Source organism: Type-D symbiont of Plautia stali, assembly GCF_001485335.1.
GTDB classification, from domain to species: domain Bacteria; phylum Pseudomonadota; class Gammaproteobacteria; order Enterobacterales; family Enterobacteriaceae; genus Pantoea; species Pantoea vagans_C.
Genome location: NZ_BBOC01000106.1, coordinates 1 through 14183 on the forward strand (window position 1 = coordinate 1; position 14183 = coordinate 14183).

The window sequence follows — 14183 nt, forward strand, 5'->3', positions numbered from 1 at the left end:
GGGAAATTATCAGCGCCACCGCCAACCACAGAAAGGCCACGGTGTTGCCGACTTCATCGCGCGGTAGTTCGGCCAGTTGCTCACGCGTTAACGTATCATTGTTATCACGTTCCGCGCGGCGGGCGATGCGAATCGCAATCACCAAATAGCCCAGCGCGATCAGCAGCAGTGCTGCCCCATCCAGTCGACTAAGATGATTATCAAACAACATAATGCCGCTCAGCAGTGAGACCAGCAGCATTAAGGGGAGTTCGCGGCGAATCAGATTGGAATGCACCGTCAAAGGGTGCAAAAGCGCCGCACCGCCGAGTATTAACAGGATATTGGTGATATTCGAGCCGAGGGCAGTGCCCACCGCTAAGTCCATCTGACCGTGTTGTGCCGCCGAGAAGGAGACGATCAATTCGGGTAACGATGTGCCAATGCTCACGACCGTCATGCCGATGATTAACGGTGGGATGCCGAAGGATCGACACAGGATCGCGGCACTGAATACCAGACGGTCAGCGCCGTAAGCCAGTAAAATCAATCCAATAAACAGCAGGGCAGTGGCTACGAACATGAAAAATCCTTGATGGATATGTGTGTCGGCAAACCTTGTCCGACAGGTAAAAACATTGCGCGCGCGGAAACAGGCGCTGATTTTGACTGTCTGAGAGGCAAAAGTAAATTTTAAGGCCGTTTTCGCCACACCTAACGGGTAAGTTTCTGTAAAACTATCGTGCATTGTGGCCTACCAGGCTACCATCCACGACTTTGATAACGCCCGATCCGCATAAAGAGGTAATGATGGTCCAGCAGCAAACGAATCTGGTTGAGGTTCGTGGCGTCAGCTTTACGCGCGGCGATCGTGTCATCTTCGACGACATCTCGCTCACGGTACCCGCAGGTAAAGTGACTGCGATTATGGGTCCGTCCGGCATTGGTAAAACCACGCTGTTGCGTCTGATTGGCGGGCAGTTGCAGCCGGACAAAGGTGAGATCTGGTTCCGCGATCAGAACATCCCGACGCTTTCCCGCACGAAATTGTATGAAGTGCGTAAAAAGATGAGCATGTTGTTTCAGTCGGGGGCACTTTTCACCGATCTCAACGTCTTTGATAACGTCGCCTGGCCGCTGCGTGAGCACACGCAGTTACCTCCTGAATTACTGCACAGTACGGTAATGATGAAGCTTGAGGCGGTGGGCCTGCGTGGCGCAGCCAAATTAATGCCCGCTGAGCTGTCAGGCGGTATGGCACGGCGTGCGGCGTTAGCGCGATCCATCGCACTGGAACCGGATCTCATCATGTTCGATGAGCCCTTTGTGGGTCAGGATCCGATCACCATGGGCGTACTGGTTAAACTGATCGATGAGTTGAATCATGCGTTAGGCGTGACCTGCATCGTGGTTTCACACGACGTGCCAGAGGTCTTGAGCATTGCCGATCATGCCTATATTGTTGCCGGGCAAAAAATTATTGCCCAGGGCAGTGCGCCGGAACTTCGGGAAAATGCCGATCCGCGCGTGCGCCAGTTTATTGAGGGTCATGCGGATGGCCCAGTGCCATTCCGCTTCGCTGCCGGGGATTACCTCAGCGATCTGACCCGCGCAGGGAGAACCTAAACTGATGTTGCTAAAGGCGCTGGCGTCACTCGGACGACAGGGAATTAACATTTGTGCGGCGTTTGGCCGTGCAGGCTTGATGCTGTTTCATGCGCTGGTGGGGAAACCGGCTTTTCGTCGGCACGCGCCATTACTGGTGAAACAGTTGTACAGCGTCGGCGTGCTCTCACTGCTGATCATTGTGGTTTCCGGCTTGTTTATTGGCATGGTGCTAGGTTTGCAAGGCTACCTGGTACTCACCACCTACAGTGCCGAGACCAGTCTGGGCATGCTGGTTTCGCTTTCGTTGTTACGTGAACTTGGCCCGGTGGTGACGGCCTTGCTGTTTGCCGGACGGGCGGGTTCAGCGTTAACAGCTGAAATTGGTCTGATGAAAGCCACTGAACAGCTCTCCAGTATGGAAATGATGGCGGTTGATCCGCTGCGCCGTGTGGTGTCACCGCGTTTCTGGGCCGGCTTTATCAGCATGCCGCTGCTCACGCTCATTTTCACTGCAGTGGGCATTGCTGGCGGGGCGCTGGTGGGCGTGAGCTGGAAGGGCATCGATCCGGGCTTCTTCTGGTCCGCGATGCAGAATGCGGTGGATTTCCGCAGCGATGTTATCAACTGCATTATCAAAAGCGCGGTCTTTGCCGTCACGGTAACCTGGATTGCGCTGTTCAATGGCTATGACGCCATCCCGACTTCCGAAGGGATCAGTCGGGCGACAACGCGCACCGTAGTGCATGCTTCATTAGCGGTACTCGGTTTGGATTTTGTGCTGACAGCACTGATGTTTGGGAATTGATGCAATGCAAAGCAAGAAAACGAAATCTGGGTAGGCGTCTTTATGCTGGCGGCACTGATTGCGCTGCTGTTCCTGAGTCTGCGCGTGGCCGATCTTAAGTCACTCGGCACCGAACCGACCTGGAAGCTCTACGCGACCTTCGACAATATCGGCGGCCTGAAAGTCAGCTCGCCGGTGAAAATAGGCGGCGTGGTGATTGGCCGCGTCACGGATATTTCGCTGGATGATAAAACCTTATCGCCGCGTGTCACTATGGATATCAGCGATGCCTATGCCGATAAAATTCCTGATACCAGTTCGCTGGCGATCCGCACACAAGGCTTGCTCGGTGAGCAGTTCCTTGCGCTAAATTTAGGTTTTGACGATCCTGAACTCGGTTCATCCATGCTCAAAGATGGCGGTACCCTGCGCGATACCAAATCTGCACTGGTGCTGGAAGATCTGATAGGTCAGTTCCTCTATAAGAGCGGCGACAATAAAAACGATAACCAAAAGCAGGACACGGAGAGTGCCCCTGCTTCAGCAGCACCTGCTACCACGGAATAAGAGAGGGTAAACACGATGTTTAAACGATTTCTGATGATTGCCATGCTGGCCATTGTGCCCCTGGCGGCGAATGCGGCGGATCAGAGCGATCCTTACAAGCAAATGAATGACGCGGCGGCGAAAACCTTTACCCGCCTGAAAAACGAACAGCCTAAGATCAAGCAGGACCCGAACTATCTGCGCGAAGTGGTGCGTCAGGAGTTACTGCCGTATGTACAAATCAAATATGCCGGTGCTTTAGTGCTGGGCCGTTATTACCGTGAAGCGACCCCAGCACAACGTGAGGCCTATTTCACCGCTTTCGGTGACTATCTGGCGCAGGCATACGGTCAGGCGCTGGCGCTCTATCATGGGCAGACCTACCAGATTCAGCAACCGCAGCCGATTGGCGATGCCAACATTGTGGCGATTCGCGTTACCATCCTTGATCCTAACGGACGCCCACCAGTGCGCCTGGATTTCCAGTGGCGTAAAAATAGCCAAACCGGTAACTGGCAGGCTTATGACATGGTGGCTGAAGGCATCAGTATGATCACCACCAAGCAAAATGAGTGGAGTGATTTACTGCGCACCAAAGGCATCGACGGTTTGACCGCGCAGTTGAAAACCTATGCTGCTCAACCCATTACTCTGGATAAACAGCAATAATGAGCGAACCGTTACGCTGGCAGCGTTCTGCCAGCACGCTGGCCTTAAGCGGCAAGCTGGATCGTGACACGTTACTGGCACTATGGCAGGAGCGTGACACCGCGATGGTCGATATCGCCACCATTGATGTTGCCGGGTTGCAACGTGTCGATTCAGCAGGTTTAGCGCTGTTGGTTCATTTGCGTGAAATTGCGCGAGCGCAAGGCAGTGCACCGGTTTTCACCGGTATCAACGACAAACTCCAGTCTTTAATCACGCTGTATAACCTGCAGCAGATTATTGTTTCTGCGGAAAAAATCGCCTGATATTGACTTAAAGCGTTTAAGCCCCTGGTATTTTCGGGGGCTTTTGCGTATTTAAGAGTCTGGTGCTTTCCTCTAAGATATCCGCCTTATTATTATTAAGTGAAGCAATGAGCGATGGAAAATAGTGAAGTTCAGGCCGTGCTGATGCAGGCATTAGCATTAGATGAAGTACACGTACTCAGCAACGATGGCAGCCATTTTCAGGTGATCGCGGTCGGTGAGATGTTCGGTGAATTGAGCCGTGTGAAGAAACAGCAGGCTGTGTATGCGCCGCTGATGGAATACATTGCGGATAACCGTATTCATGCGGTTTCCATTAAAACTTATACCCCAGCTGAGTGGGCGCGTGACCGTAAACTCAACGGTTTCTAAGCGTCGCACGGGCTGTTTTGTTGATAGATAATTGAGAGCCTTTAATGGACAAATTTCGTGTGCAAGGCCCCACCCGTTTAAGTGGTGAAGTGACCATTTCCGGGGCGAAGAATGCTGCGCTGCCGATTCTGTTTGCTGCGCTGCTGGCAGAAGAGCCGGTAGAGATTCAGAACGTGCCGAAGCTGCGTGATATCGATACCACCATGAAGCTGCTGAGCCTGCTGGGCGCACGCGTGGAACGTAATGGTTCGGTTCATGTTGATGCTCGCGAAGTTAATGTCTTCAGCGCGCCTTATGACCTGGTGAAAACCATGCGCGCGTCGATTTGGGCGCTGGGTCCACTGGTTGCGCGTTTTGGTCAGGGGCAGGTTTCACTGCCTGGCGGCTGTGCGATTGGCGCACGTCCAGTTGATCTGCATATTACTGGCCTTGAGCAACTGGGTGCGGAAATTAAACTGGAAGAAGGTTACGTCAAAGCTTCCGTTAATGGCCGTCTGAAGGGCGCGCACATTGTGATGGATAAAGTCAGCGTAGGCGCGACTGTGACCATTATGAGTGCAGCCACGTTGGCAACGGGCATCACCATCATTGAGAATGCCGCGCGCGAGCCAGAGATTGTCGATACGGCAAACTTCCTCAACACGCTGGGCGCAAAAATCAGTGGTGCGGGCACCGATAAAATCACCATCGAGGGCGTTGAGCGCTTGGGTGGCGGTGTGTACCGCGTACTGCCAGACCGTATCGAAACCGGTACTTTCCTGGTGGCAGCGGCGATTTCACGTGGCAAGGTGGTGTGCCATAAAGCACAACCTGACACCCTGGATGCGGTGCTGGCTAAACTGCGTGATGCCGGTGCGGAAATCGAAACCGGTGAAGACTGGATCAGCCTCGACATGCACGGCAAGCGCCCGAAAGCAGTTAACATCCGCACTGCGCCACATCCGGGCTTCCCAACGGATATGCAGGCCCAGTTCACCTTGCTGAATATGGTGGCGGAAGGGACCGGTGTGATCACCGAAACCATCTTCGAAAACCGTTTCATGCACATCCCTGAGCTGATTCGCATGGGCGGACACGCAGAAATCGAGAGCAACACTGCGATTTGCCATGGAGTTGAAACCTTGTCGGGCGCACAGGTGATGGCGACCGATTTGCGTGCTTCAGCGAGCCTGGTGCTGGCAGGTTGTATCGCCGAGGGTTCTACGCTGGTTGATCGTATTTATCACATCGACCGCGGTTATGAGCATATCGAAGATAAGCTGAAAGCCATGGGTGCAAACATCGAGCGCGTCAGCGGCGAATGATGTAAGCCAACGGCTTGAGTAGAAACCAGTCACGGTCACGTGGCTGGTTTTTTTTGTTTTAGGGATCTCAAATATCGTGAGGATCCTTGTTGGATCGTATGCGCTTCTTGCGATCCAACAGGCGTGAAGTGACGGGATCGTAGTAGCGACTGGGCCAGATCTCTGCAGGATGAACGCCGATCTCATTGGCGATCAGCCATTCTCCCTTGGGCCAGGGCCGTGATAACGCGTTCGACAGGGTCGAAGAGTTAAGCCCTGAATTGCGCGACAGTTCGGCCATTGAAGTGCCTTTCTTACGCAGTGCCGCAATGATATCTGCCGGGTGCCAGTCCTGTTTCCTTGCTTTCATAACCTTCTGCTCCTTGTCCATGTTATGACTTATCTCTGCCGCATTTACGCTTCCATTTCAGAGATATTTGGAAAAAACAGAGTGTTTATAGCAAATAATTTCCGTAAGTTTCCAGTAATTGTCATGGAATAACATGAAACTGCGCATTGTTTCGCAAATGCACTGCAACAAATGTAAGGGATAGGGAGGAAATAACAGGGAAGGGGAGAAGATAAACGGGGCGATGACACCCCGCCTGGATCATCAGAAATCGCGCTGTACCGACATGTGCGCCAAGGCTTCGAGTGCGCTGCGCCAAGGTGTTTCTGGCAGCGCTTGCAGGGCGGCGATAGCTTTGTCCGCCTCCTCTTCTGCACGTCTGCGCGTCCATTCCAGCGAACCGGTCTGCTGCATGGCAACCAGTACGGGCTCCAGCAAGTGACGGCCATTGCCTTCTTCAATCGCCTTACGGATCATCTGTGCCTGCTCAGGCGTGCCGTTATGCATTGCATGTAACAGCGGCAGCGTGGGTTTGCCTTCGCTCAGGTCATCACCTGTGTTTTTACCCAAGGTTTCACCGTCGGCACTGTAATCGAGTAAATCGTCGATTAACTGGAAAGCGGTGCCCAGATAGCGTCCATAATCCTGAAGCGCTTTTTCTTGCTGTGGCGTGGCTTCTGCCAGAATCGCTGAGGCTTGTGATGCCGCTTCAAACAGGCGCGCGGTTTTACTGTATATCACACGCATATAGCTCTCTTCGGTGATATCAGGATCGTTGCAGTTCATTAACTGCAACACTTCGCCTTCCGCGATCACGTTAACTGCTTCAGACATCAGCGCGAGGATCTTTAACGATCCCATGCTGGTCATCATCTGGAAAGCGCGGGTGTAAATAAAATCGCCGACCAGCACGCTGGCAGCGTTACCGAACGCGGCGTTAGCGGTGGCTTTGCCACGGCGCATATCGGATTCATCCACCACATCGTCATGTAGCAACGTGGCGGTGTGGATAAATTCGATCAGCGCCGCGTTGGTGATATGCAGCGATCCTTGATAATTCAGCGCGCGTGCAGATAGCACAGCGATCATCGGACGGATGCGTTTGCCACCCCCGCTGATGATGTAATAGCCCAACTGATTGATCAGTGAGACTTCCGAATTCAGCTGGTCGAGGATGGTCTGGTTGACGGCCGCCATGTCCTGGGCGGTTAATTCATTAATCTGTTCTAAGTTCATTCGTCTGTTCAGCTTTGACTCGTTTTTTGCATGGTAAGCGCTTTTACACAGCGTGAGTTCAGGTAATCTGTTACTGATTGTACTTGAAAAATCGGGCTTAGAAACATTTGCATTCGTTCTGCGCTTTTTTTCTGCAAGAGAGTGCAAAGTGCTCTTGTCTTCTCCTGGAGATTTGCGTAGAATTCGCGCCCTATTGTGAATATTTATCGCGCCGCCTGATGAATAGAAAGGCATGCGCAGAAGCGGAGTTTTATATGTACGCGGTTTTCCAAAGTGGTGGTAAACAACACCGAGTAAGCGAAGGTCAGACCGTTCGCTTGGAAAAGCTGGACATCGCAACCGGCGAAACTATTGAGTTCGACCAGGTTCTGATGATTGCAAATGGCGAAGACGTGAAAATCGGCGCGCCACTGGTATCAGGCGGTGTGATCAAGGCAGAAGTTGTTGCTCACGGTCGTGGCGAGAAAATTAAGATCGTTAAGTTTCGTCGTCGTAAACACTACCGTAAGCAAGCTGGTCACCGTCAGTGGTTCACTGATGTGAAAATCACTGTGATCGGCGCGTAAGAGGAGATCTGACAAATGGCACATAAAAAGGCTGGTGGCTCGACTCGTAACGGTCGCGACTCCAATGCAAAACGTCTGGGTGTTAAGCGTTTCGGTGGTGAATCTGTTCTGGCAGGTAGCATCATCGTTCGTCAGCGTGGCACCAAATTCCACGCTGGTACCAATGTAGGTTGTGGTCGTGACCACACCCTGTTTGCTACCGCAGACGGCAAAGTACAATTCGAAGTTAAAGGTCCAAACAACCGTAAGTACATCAGCATCGTTGCTGAATAAGGTTGTTGTGCCGCAGACGGTTAACGTCTGAACACACGAATGGAAGGCCCCGCAGCTTTGCGGGGCTTTTTACATTCTGCCGCAGGTTGCGGGATTCCCTCTGACCTTACCGCGCAGTTTGCTGTACAATTACTGTACACATGGTTTTGCCTATCTTGTATTATCCGCCGCCGGTCAGCGCAGAAGACCCTGGCGGACCCGTTTGTAGCGCTTTAACTGCTGCGAACGACAGCGTGACGGAGAAAGAAAATGAAGTTTGTTGATGAAGCGACGATCCTTGCGGTGGCAGGTGACGGCGGTAATGGTTGCGTCAGCTTCCGCCGCGAAAAATACATTCCTCGTGGCGGCCCGGATGGCGGCGACGGCGGTGACGGCGGTGACGTTTATCTGCTCGCCGATGAAAACCTTAACACCCTGATCGATTATCGCTTCGAGAAATCTTTCCGTGCCGAACGTGGCCAGAATGGCCAGAGCCGTGACTGCACCGGTAAACGCGGTAAAGATATCATCGTTAAAGTCCCGGTCGGCACACGTGTCATTGACCAGGGCACCGGTGAAACGCTGGGTGATATGACGCGCCATGAGCAGAAGCTGATGGTTGCTAAAGGCGGCTGGCACGGCCTGGGTAACACCCGTTTCAAATCTTCGGTGAACCGTAGCCCGCGTCAGAAGACCATGGGTACCCCGGGTGAGAAGCGTGACCTGCAGCTGGAGCTGATGCTGTTGGCTGACGTGGGTATGCTGGGTTTGCCAAATGCGGGTAAATCGACCTTTATTCGTTCTGTTTCGGCTGCTAAACCCAAAGTGGCGGATTATCCGTTTACCACGCTGGTTCCAAGCCTTGGTGTTGTGCGTATGGACAGCGAAAAGAGCTTTGTTGTTGCGGATATCCCTGGTCTGATTGAAGGCGCAGCGGATGGTGCAGGTCTCGGCATTCGCTTCCTGAAGCACCTTGAGCGCTGCCGCGTATTGCTGCACCTGATCGACCTTGCGCCAATTGACGAGTCCGATCCGGTGGAAAACGCCCGCATCATTCTGGGTGAGCTGGAGAAATACAGCGCTAAGCTGTTCCAGAAGCCTCGCTGGCTGGTGTTTAACAAATGTGACCTGCTGAGCCCTGAAGAAGCGGAAACCCGCGCTAAAGCGGTTGTGGAAGCATTAGGCTGGGAAGATAAATACTATCTGATTTCTGCGGCCAGCCATGATGGCGTGAAAGATCTTTGCTGGGACGTGATGACCTTCATCATTGAGAACCCGAAAGAAGCCGAAGAAGAAGCGAAAGAGCCGGAGAAAGTGGCCTTCATGTGGGATGACTATCACCGCGAAGCCATGGAAAACGCTCAGGAAGTGGAAGAAGACGAAGACTGGGATGACGACTGGGACGAAGAGGACGACGAAGGCGTCGAAATCATTTACCAGCGTTAATCGCACAGTAAAAAAGCGGCCAGATGGCCGCTTTTTTTATGGTGGGTACTGTGTGTGCAATCATCTGATACTGCGCTCGATCTAACCCTCTCCCTATGGGAGAGGGTTAGGGTGAGGGCATCCGACCACACAGCACTACCCCAACACCGCCACCGTCAGGCGTGACGTACAGCACAGCTGGTCGCGACCATTCCGGATCTCTATCTCCCAGCTCTGATTGCGTGCGCCCAAATGCAGAGGGCGGCAAATGCCACGCACTTCACCGCTGCTCACCGCGCGATGATGACTGGCACTGACCTCGATCCCCACCACGCTTTTACCTTCTTCCACGCTCAGATAACCCGCAATCGATCCCATCGACTCTGCCAGCACCACCGAAGCGCCGCCGTGTAGCAGGCCAAATGGCTGCTGTGTGCGGGCATCCACCGGCATGGTGGCTTCGAGGTAATCGTCGCCGATCACCGTGAACACAATACCGACGTGCGCCACCAGCGAGTTATCGCCCAGGGTATTTAGCGTGGACAGATCGATCGTTTTTTTCCAGATTGCCATGTCAGGATCCCAGCGTTGCACCACCGTCGACCACAATATCCTGCAGCACCACATGGCTGGCAAGATCCGAGGCCAGGAACAGGATGTTGTTCACGATCTCTTGGGGTTTGGCGATCTTACGCAGTGGGATCCCTAGCTTGTACTGATCCTGGAAGCCATTGATCATCTCTTGCTCGGCTTCCGGCGTATGCCACAAGCTGCGCTGCATATCGGTATCAGTGGAGCCTGGAGAAACAATGTTGCAGCGTACGCCCAGCGGTGCCATTTCCAGGCCGACGGTGAGGCACAGGCTGCGCAGCGCCGCTTTAGAAGCGCCATACGCCGACATGCCTAAACGTGGGGCATGCGCCGCGTTAGAGGCAATGGTCACGATGGCGCCTGCGCGCTGCTGACGGAATACCGGCAGCGTCTGCTGAAACATATTGAAGGCACCACCGGCATTGACGGCCAGGCAGGCTTGCCAGTCTTCAAACGCCAACTCTTCGGTGCTACCGATGCGCAGAATCCCCGCACCGTTCACTAACACGTCAAGATGGGGCTGATCGACCAGCAGGCGCTGGCACACGGCTTTGACTTCCGCTGCATTCGCCACATCCATCACCTGAGTGGTAAACGGATACTCCGCTTGATCGAAACGCAGATCGAAGCCGATCACCTGTGCACCAGCCTGATGGAATGCCAGGGCAGTGTGGTAGCCAATCCCTTTACCCGCGCCGGTTACCCAAACGATCTTTCCGCTGAAATCGAAGGAAGCACTCATTTGTTTGGCACCCGTGACAGCAGCGCCCACCAACCATCGATGCTCGGATTTTTTGCCAGACTGACGAAATCGATATCGTTATGGACCTGGCGCCAGCGCGCCGCCAGCGCCATCACACGCACGGAATCAAGACCGTAGTCGATAAGGTTCTCGTCATCTTCCGGCACATCGTCATCCTCCAGCAGCGGCAGAATCAGTGCGCGCAGGTCATCTTTGCTCAACGGAAGCGGCATCAGATCGGCGGTCATCACCACTTTACCGCTGCGTCCTGCGGTGTAAGTCAGCGCCATCATATGCTCTTCGCGGCTGAAGTCGGCCAGCGCATCCGCCACCATAAACGGCTGGATGTTACGCATGAAGGCATCTGTTGCGGTCGTCAGGCAGCCGATATGGGCATAGACGCCGGTAATGATCAGCTGATCGCGGCCCATCTCTTGCAGGATCGACTCCAGCGGTGAGCGCACAAAGGCGCTGTAGCGCCATTTTGTCAGAACCTGATCGTCCTGATCCGGTGCCAGTGCATCCACGATCTTTTGCTGCTCCGGGTGTTTATTCAGGCCCGGTCCCCACATGTCGTTGAGCAGCGCGCGATCGGCATCGCTCTGTTCATTCGGCTGTGCGGTGTAAAACACAGGAATGCCCTGCGCTTTGCAGTAGGCGCGCAGGCGAGCGATATTCTCGACTACTTGATCGATCAGCGGGCTGTTCTCACCCCAAAAGTTCAGGAAGTAAGCCTGCATATCATGAATGAGTAAAGCAGCACGCTGCGGCTCAACGGTCCATTTCACCTTGTTGGTTGGCAGTTCAGCTGCCGCTGGCAGCGCGTAAGAGTTCAGTTTTGGAATAGCCATTACAATCTCCGGAACAGGTCAGGCTTGCGCTTGTTGGTCAGCAAGCTGTTGGCGTAAACGTTTTTTATCCACCTTGCCGACGGGGGTCAGCGGCAGGGCATCTACGCAAGTAATACGATCGGGTAACTTAAACTCGGCCACGCCAAGTTCACGCAAATGGCGGCGTAGTGCCACCGCTTTGATCGGCTGGCTGGCGACAATAAAGGCGCAGCTCTTTTCGCCCATCAGTTCATCATTCATCGACACCAGCGCAGCGTGGATCACATCAGGATGACGTTGCAGCAGGTTCTCGATCTCTTCAGCCGCGATCTTTTCGCCACCACGGTTGATCTGATCTTTCTCGCGGCCCTGCACGGTGATGTAGCCTTGAGCATTGATCTCGATGAGATCGCCGGAGCAGTAAAACCCGTTGGCATCAAAGCTGGCGGCGTTATGCTCCGGGCTGTTGTAGTAGCCGCGGAAGGTATAAGGGCCTCGCGTCATCAGACGGCCGATACTGCCCGTGGGCAGTGGATTACCCTGTTCATCGGCTACCCAGACTTCATCGTCTTCAGAAATAGGGCGGCCCTGCGTGGTCAGAATGGTTTGTTCGTCATCGCCAAAGCGGGTGTAGTTCACCAGGCCCTCTGCCATGCCAAACACCTGCTGTAACCGGCAGCCAATTTCGGTCTGAATGCGACGCGCCAGAGTCTCACCTAATTTAGCCCCACCCACCTGAATACGTTGCAGTGATGCCAGCTGCTTGTTGCTTCCCCATTCCTGAATGGCTTGCAACCACAGGCTGACGGCAGGCGGCACTAAACCGGTATCGGTCACCTGGTGCTGCTCAATCAGCGGGAAACAGAGTGTCGCGCTGGGATCGGCGGCGAGGATCACCTGACCCCCCGCATAGAACACGCCGAGTGAACCCGGCGAACTCATCGCAAAGTTGTGTGGTGCAGGCAGGGCAATCAAATAGCGCGTATCAGCCGTGACTTCGCAGATATCGTCGCTGGCACGAATACTGTAGTAGTAATCGTTATGCGTGCGCGGAATCAACTTCGGCGTGCCAGTGCTGCCGCCCGAGAGCTGGAAAAATGCCACTTCATCGGCTGCGGTTGGCGTGGCCTGATAATCGCCCGCCGCTTCGGCCATCAACGCTTCAAGGGTATTTTCTGGCTGATTATCGTTACGCAGGATCACCTGCTGAAGTGAAGGCTGCGCAGCACAGAGTGCACCGATAAAATTATCGTCGGCAAACAGTGCATGGCTGCGATCGGCAATCAGCAGCTTGGGTTGAATCTGTGATGCGTAGGCAGTCAGTTCAGTGCGCTGATGGCTATACAGCGCGAACACAGACGCCACGCCGAGCTTAAACAAGGCGAAGACCGTGACATAGAACTCCGCAACGTTGCCCAGCTGGACTAATGCGGTGTCGCCCCGTTGCAAACCACGGCGCTGTAAGGCCGCCGCGAGGTTGTCACTCAACGTATCCAGTTGGCGATAGCTGATCTGACGGTCACCGTCGATGACCGCAATCGCATCGTTGTCTTTGTGACGCGCCAAAATGTCGGTCATGGGGACATCGAGCCAATAGCCTTTTTCGCGGTAGCGTGCGGCTAAGTCGTCTGGCCAACGGGTATAGGGAATGCTCATCATCTTTCCTTTATTGCAGTCCAAATGCGCGCAACATGGTATCCAGCTTCACGCCGGTTTCGCGCCATTCTGATTCAGGTTGGGAGTCGGCCACGATGCCGGCTCCGGCAAACAGGCGTACCCGCGCACCGTGCACCGTGCCGCAGCGAATTGTCACCACCCACTCGCCATTGCCTTCACTGTCACACCAGCCGACGATGCCGCCAAACAGTTGGCGATCGAAAGGTTCCAACTGCTGAATCAGCTGTTGGGCACGTTGGTGTGGGAAGCCGCTCAATGCTGGTGTTGGGTGCAACAAGCAGGCTAGCGACAGGGCGTTTTCATGCTCATCCTGCACTTCGCCGTCGATTTGCGTTGCGAGGTGCCACAAGGTCGCGGTGGTGATCAGGGAGGGCACGGTCGGCACCGATAGCAGTCGGCTACGCGGCTGCAGTGTGTCACGCATCGCATCTGTGACCAGCTTGTGTTCGTGACGATCTTTGCCAGAGTCCATCAGCGTATTGCCCGCCGCACGATCTTGCTGGCTATCGTCATGATGACGGCGAGCAGAACCCGCCAGTGGACATGAGCTAAAATCACGCCCCTGTTTACGCAGCATCAGTTCTGGGCTGGCGCCCACCAGTGCTCCGCCTTGCGGCAGCGGCAGATGGAAGTGATAGCTGTTGGGGTTCTGGGCAATCACGCGCTGCATCAGTGCGGCATTATCGACCGGTTGTTCGGTGACGATATCCATCAAACGCGACAGCACCACTTTATCAAGGTCACCACGCTGAGTTGCCGACACGGCATCCGCCACCATTTGGGTGAAGACATCGTGGTCGGGTACTGCCATACGGCGACGCACCTGTGGCAGTTCACTCACGGCTGAGGGTAAGGCATTTTGCAGATCGGCGCGGTTAAACGTCTGGTAAGACTCAGGGATAAACAGCGCAGCGGGTTGGCTGACATCAAACGGGATCGCGCCGACCAAAATCGGATTGTTAATCCCCT

Annotated in this window: 18 protein-coding genes; 10 read left to right on the forward strand and 8 right to left on the reverse strand. The window is 54.3% G+C overall.

Translation table 11 applies throughout. The features are described from left to right. Positions 1–562: calcium:cation antiporter family protein (locus PSSD_RS23025; RefSeq protein ID WP_500812367.1), on the reverse strand; the 562-nt coding region annotated here is incomplete at its 3' end. A 227-nt stretch (positions 563–789) separates the two neighbouring features. Between PSSD_RS23025 and mlaF the strand changes: the two genes are divergently transcribed. The 7 genes from mlaF (at position 790) to murA (ending at position 5567) form a co-directional block, all read left to right on the forward strand. Beyond that, positions 790–1605 (forward strand): phospholipid ABC transporter ATP-binding protein MlaF, encoded by an 816-nt coding sequence (gene mlaF, locus PSSD_RS23030; RefSeq protein ID WP_058973829.1) that lies wholly within the window; start codon positions 790–792, stop codon positions 1603–1605. 4 nt (positions 1606–1609) lie between these two features. Further along, positions 1610–2392, forward strand: coding sequence for a lipid asymmetry maintenance ABC transporter permease subunit MlaE (gene mlaE / locus PSSD_RS23035; protein WP_058973830.1), 783 nt, complete (start codon positions 1610–1612; stop codon positions 2390–2392). Positions 2393–2434: 42 nt separating this feature from the next. Beyond that, positions 2435–2938 (forward strand): outer membrane lipid asymmetry maintenance protein MlaD, encoded by a 504-nt coding sequence (mlaD, locus tag PSSD_RS23040; RefSeq protein WP_058973831.1) that lies wholly within the window; start codon positions 2435–2437, stop codon positions 2936–2938. Positions 2939–2953: 15 nt separating this feature from the next. Further along, entirely contained in the window at positions 2954–3586 is a 633-nt protein-coding gene (mlaC, locus tag PSSD_RS23045) for a phospholipid-binding protein MlaC (protein ID WP_039327491.1), read from the forward strand. Further along, positions 3586–3891 (forward strand): lipid asymmetry maintenance protein MlaB, encoded by a 306-nt coding sequence (mlaB, locus tag PSSD_RS23050; RefSeq protein ID WP_058973832.1) that lies wholly within the window; start codon positions 3586–3588, stop codon positions 3889–3891. Before mlaC ends, mlaB begins: the two co-directional genes overlap by 1 nt. A gap of 114 nt (positions 3892–4005) precedes the next feature. After that, positions 4006–4263 carry a BolA family iron metabolism protein IbaG gene (gene ibaG, locus PSSD_RS23055; protein ID WP_017349599.1) on the forward strand — a complete coding sequence of 86 codons (258 nt, stop codon included), beginning with the start codon at positions 4006–4008 and terminating at the stop codon, positions 4261–4263. 44 nt (positions 4264–4307) lie between these two features. Beyond that, complete coding sequence (murA, locus tag PSSD_RS23060) at positions 4308–5567, forward strand: UDP-N-acetylglucosamine 1-carboxyvinyltransferase (RefSeq protein ID WP_039327502.1); 1260 nt, start codon at positions 4308–4310, stop codon at positions 5565–5567. 67 nt (positions 5568–5634) lie between these two features. Here murA and PSSD_RS23065 read toward each other — a convergent pair whose 3' ends face one another. Both PSSD_RS23065 and ispB read right to left on the reverse strand, forming a co-directional pair. Then, positions 5635–5916, reverse strand: a complete 282-nt coding sequence (locus PSSD_RS23065; RefSeq protein WP_058973833.1) for a helix-turn-helix domain-containing protein — start codon at positions 5914–5916, stop codon at positions 5635–5637. A 243-nt stretch (positions 5917–6159) separates the two neighbouring features. Continuing rightward, entirely contained in the window at positions 6160–7131 is a 972-nt protein-coding gene (gene ispB, locus PSSD_RS23070) for an octaprenyl diphosphate synthase (protein WP_039327506.1), read from the reverse strand. 254 nt (positions 7132–7385) lie between these two features. Here ispB and rplU point away from each other — a divergent pair, with 254 nt between their 5' ends. The 3 genes from rplU to cgtA all read left to right on the forward strand — a co-directional run bounded on the left by rplU (position 7386) and on the right by cgtA (position 9395). After that, positions 7386–7697: a 50S ribosomal protein L21 gene (gene rplU / locus PSSD_RS23075; protein WP_007886644.1), complete on the forward strand. Its 312-nt coding sequence runs from the start codon at positions 7386–7388 to the stop codon at positions 7695–7697. A gap of 15 nt (positions 7698–7712) precedes the next feature. Further along, positions 7713–7970, forward strand: a complete 258-nt coding sequence (rpmA, locus tag PSSD_RS23080) for a 50S ribosomal protein L27 (protein WP_003851093.1) — start codon at positions 7713–7715, stop codon at positions 7968–7970. A 249-nt stretch (positions 7971–8219) separates the two neighbouring features. After that, entirely contained in the window at positions 8220–9395 is a 1176-nt protein-coding gene (cgtA, locus tag PSSD_RS23085; protein WP_039327519.1) for an Obg family GTPase CgtA, read from the forward strand. Between the two features lie 135 nt (positions 9396–9530). Here cgtA and PSSD_RS23090 read toward each other — a convergent pair whose 3' ends face one another. The 5 genes from PSSD_RS23090 to PSSD_RS23110 form a co-directional block, all read right to left on the reverse strand. Further along, complete coding sequence (locus PSSD_RS23090) at positions 9531–9947, reverse strand: hotdog fold thioesterase (RefSeq protein WP_039327521.1); 417 nt, start codon at positions 9945–9947, stop codon at positions 9531–9533. Between the two features lies 1 nt (position 9948). Further along, positions 9949–10707, reverse strand: coding sequence for a 2,3-dihydro-2,3-dihydroxybenzoate dehydrogenase (dhbA, locus tag PSSD_RS23095; protein WP_058973834.1), 759 nt, complete (start codon positions 10705–10707; stop codon positions 9949–9951). Further along, positions 10704–11558, reverse strand: coding sequence for an isochorismatase family protein (locus tag PSSD_RS23100; protein WP_039327525.1), 855 nt, complete (start codon positions 11556–11558; stop codon positions 10704–10706). The genes dhbA and PSSD_RS23100 overlap by 4 nt, the downstream gene beginning before the upstream one ends. An 18-nt stretch (positions 11559–11576) precedes the next feature. After that, positions 11577–13193 (reverse strand): (2,3-dihydroxybenzoyl)adenylate synthase, encoded by a 1617-nt coding sequence (locus tag PSSD_RS23105; protein ID WP_058973835.1) that lies wholly within the window; start codon positions 13191–13193, stop codon positions 11577–11579. Between the two features lie 10 nt (positions 13194–13203). After that, positions 13204–14183, reverse strand: a 980-nt coding sequence (locus PSSD_RS23110; RefSeq protein WP_058973836.1) for an isochorismate synthase, incomplete at its 5' end; no start/stop codon positions are given.

What these genes read in the sequence shown, in the direction of transcription:
- mlaF (WP_058973829.1), top strand. Translation starts at nt 790, where the DNA reads ATGGTCCAGCAGCAAACGAATCTGGTTGAGGTTCGTGGCGTCAGCTTT.
- mlaE (WP_058973830.1), top strand. Translation starts at nt 1,610, where the DNA reads ATGTTGCTAAAGGCGCTGGCGTCACTCGGACGACAGGGAATTAACATT.
- mlaD (WP_058973831.1), top strand. Translation starts at nt 2,435, where the DNA reads ATGCTGGCGGCACTGATTGCGCTGCTGTTCCTGAGTCTGCGCGTGGCC.
- mlaC (WP_039327491.1), top strand. Translation starts at nt 2,954, where the DNA reads ATGTTTAAACGATTTCTGATGATTGCCATGCTGGCCATTGTGCCCCTG.
- mlaB (WP_058973832.1), top strand. Translation starts at nt 3,586, where the DNA reads ATGAGCGAACCGTTACGCTGGCAGCGTTCTGCCAGCACGCTGGCCTTA.
- ibaG (WP_017349599.1), top strand. Translation starts at nt 4,006, where the DNA reads ATGGAAAATAGTGAAGTTCAGGCCGTGCTGATGCAGGCATTAGCATTA.
- murA (WP_039327502.1), top strand. Translation starts at nt 4,308, where the DNA reads ATGGACAAATTTCGTGTGCAAGGCCCCACCCGTTTAAGTGGTGAAGTG.
- PSSD_RS23065 (WP_058973833.1), bottom strand. Translation starts at nt 5,916, where the DNA reads ATGAAAGCAAGGAAACAGGACTGGCACCCGGCAGATATCATTGCGGCA.
- ispB (WP_039327506.1), bottom strand. Translation starts at nt 7,131, where the DNA reads ATGAACTTAGAACAGATTAATGAATTAACCGCCCAGGACATGGCGGCC.
- rplU (WP_007886644.1), top strand. Translation starts at nt 7,386, where the DNA reads ATGTACGCGGTTTTCCAAAGTGGTGGTAAACAACACCGAGTAAGCGAA.
- rpmA (WP_003851093.1), top strand. Translation starts at nt 7,713, where the DNA reads ATGGCACATAAAAAGGCTGGTGGCTCGACTCGTAACGGTCGCGACTCC.
- cgtA (WP_039327519.1), top strand. Translation starts at nt 8,220, where the DNA reads ATGAAGTTTGTTGATGAAGCGACGATCCTTGCGGTGGCAGGTGACGGC.
- PSSD_RS23090 (WP_039327521.1), bottom strand. Translation starts at nt 9,947, where the DNA reads ATGGCAATCTGGAAAAAAACGATCGATCTGTCCACGCTAAATACCCTG.
- dhbA (WP_058973834.1), bottom strand. Translation starts at nt 10,707, where the DNA reads ATGAGTGCTTCCTTCGATTTCAGCGGAAAGATCGTTTGGGTAACCGGC.
- PSSD_RS23100 (WP_039327525.1), bottom strand. Translation starts at nt 11,558, where the DNA reads ATGGCTATTCCAAAACTGAACTCTTACGCGCTGCCAGCGGCAGCTGAA.
- PSSD_RS23105 (WP_058973835.1), bottom strand. Translation starts at nt 13,193, where the DNA reads ATGAGCATTCCCTATACCCGTTGGCCAGACGACTTAGCCGCACGCTAC.